Raw genomic sequence first — 2,151 nt, forward strand, 5'->3', positions numbered from 1 at the left:
CTGGCGCATGTCGGTGTGCCCGGCCACGATCCACACCCGCGTGTTTGCCGGCAAGCCGATCATGAGCGCAGGGCGGCCAGCACCGTCTTGAGTTGGGCGGCATCGATCTCACCGCTCAGGCGCACCACGGCGCCACACAGTTCGATCTCCATCGTTCCCGTGGACGGGTAAGCCCTCGTCGCAGTGGCTGCCTCGCGGCAGGCTGGTTCGGCCACGATCGTGACCGGCAGCAGCTCAGGCGCTTGGCCTGGCCAATGTTCCTGCTTCATCCATAGCCGCAACAGATTGGCGTTGACGCCATGGCGCAGCGCCAGGCCAGCGACCGAAACACCGGGTCTGCGGGCTTGCTCGACCAGCCAAGCCTTGAAGGCCGAAACGTAGAGGTGCTTGCCGTTGCGCAGCGTTCGCTCAACCTTCAGCCCTGTCCACTCAGGGGTGTGTCCACTGTGTTCCATATGGACACATCCTGCCTTGCAAAGCTTGCCCTCACAACAAGGGCCTTCAGGCCACGCTTACCGAAAAACTGTGCCGTGGAAATCTGCGTATCGTCCTTCAGCACGGTGAGCGGCAGTGCCGCCCGGCGGACTACCTCAGCACGGTCGATTTCAACGCGCTTGAGAACGTGTTCAAAGTCTTCTGAGCAAGAGTCCCAAGAAGGCCAGATGGACGAACTGCAGGCTGGTGTTGAGCAGCCGCTCGCAGTTCTTCCACAACCGCCGGTTCTTGTCCAGCCAGGCGAAGCTGCGCTCGACGATCCAGCGCTTAGGTATGACTTTGAAGGTGTGCAGTTCGCTGCGCTTGGCGATCTGCATCGTCACATGCCTACCAAGAATCTCCTGCACGCCCTGTGCAAAGGGCTGACCCACATAGCCACTGTCGGCCAGCAGGCTTTGCACCCGGCCCAGCACGGACTTGCAACGCCCCAGCGCTTGGAGTGCCCCCTTGCGATCGGTCACATCTGCTGTCGTCACCGCCACCGCGTGCGGCAGCCCCTGTGTATCGACCGCAATGTGGCGTTTGATGCCCGAGACCTTCTTGCCCGCGTCATAACCCTTCAAGGCCGCCGGGTCCGTGTTCTTCACGCTCTGCGCGTCGATGATCAAGAGCGCGCTGCAGGCGTTGCGCCCCAGTTTCTCTCGGGCCGCGCCAACCTGATTTTTTTAATGCCTGCTCCAGCAGGCTGCCGCCCTCGCGCGGCTCGCTCCAGATGGCGAAGTACGAGTGCACCGTGCGCCACTTGGGAAAGTCGCTGGGCAGCGCGCGCCACTGGCAACCCGTGCGCAGCAGGTACAGCACCGCGCAGAACACCTCGTACAGGTCCACTCTGCGTGGGGCAGTCTTCTTGCGCGCGCTCTCCAGCAGCGGCCTGATGACTTCGAACTGCTCGCGCTTGATATCGCTTGGGTAACCTTTTCTCACCCCCCAAGCATCTCATGACTTGGAGACTTTGAACACGCTCTGAGGCCTTCCCAGAGCGCGCCAGGCACCTTCATTTTGTCTGGAATAGAGCCGGTCATTATGTTTATTTGGCTTGGAAGCCACCATCCACGCTGAGAATGTGACCAGTGACGAAGCTAGCCTCGTCCGAGAGCAGCCAGCTGATGGCACTCGCTATCTCTTCCGGCTTTCCCACTCGCTGCATGGGGTGCATTGCTTCAAGTTCGGCGAGATTACTGTTCAACTGCTCTGCGATGATGTCAGTGCGGATAGCTCCGGGCGCCACACCGTTGATACGGATGCCTTGAGCCGCATGGTCGAGTGCTGACGACTTAGTAAGACCAACCACCGCATGCTTGGTGGCTGCATAGGTTCCGCCCCATGGGATGCCATTCAGGCCGGCAATAGATGCCAAATTAACGATAGCCCCTTTGCCTTGTTGGAGCATTTGGGCAATTTCGTACTTCATACTGAAATACACGCCCATCACGTTTACTTCAAGCATGTTGCGGAAGTTCTGACTCTCGGATTGGTTCAGCGAACAATACTCGTTGAAGATGCCCGCATTGTTGACGGCCATGTCGAGTCGGCCGAACTCAGCCACGATGTCGACAATCATTGATTTAACCTTGGCTTCGTCGGACACATCGTTCTGGACGAAACGAACTTGGGCACCGTCGCGTGCTGCTGCAGAGACGAGTGATTTCAAGGTGC

The 2,151-nt window shown here is 59.3% G+C and carries 3 protein-coding genes; all 3 read right to left on the bottom strand.

What is annotated here, in order from left to right:
• Positions 1-59: 59 nt before the first annotated feature.
• Positions 60-455: an IS66-like element accessory protein TnpA gene (tnpA, locus tag C6P64_RS17455; protein WP_105749802.1), complete on the bottom strand. Its 396-nt coding sequence runs from the start codon at positions 453-455 to the stop codon at positions 60-62.
• Between the two features lie 171 nt (positions 456-626).
• A protein-coding gene (locus C6P64_RS17460; RefSeq protein ID WP_105749803.1) for an IS5 family transposase occupies positions 627-1,419 on the bottom strand; the annotation gives its coding sequence in 2 pieces (ribosomal slippage) (positions 627-1,161 and positions 1,160-1,419; 795 coding nt in all).
• Between the two features lie 103 nt (positions 1,420-1,522).
• Positions 1,523-2,151: SDR family oxidoreductase (locus C6P64_RS17465; RefSeq protein WP_105749804.1), on the bottom strand; the 629-nt coding region annotated here is incomplete at its 5' end.

This window comes from Malikia granosa, from assembly GCF_002980595.1.
Taxonomy (GTDB): Bacteria; Pseudomonadota; Gammaproteobacteria; order Burkholderiales; family Burkholderiaceae_C; genus Malikia; species Malikia granosa.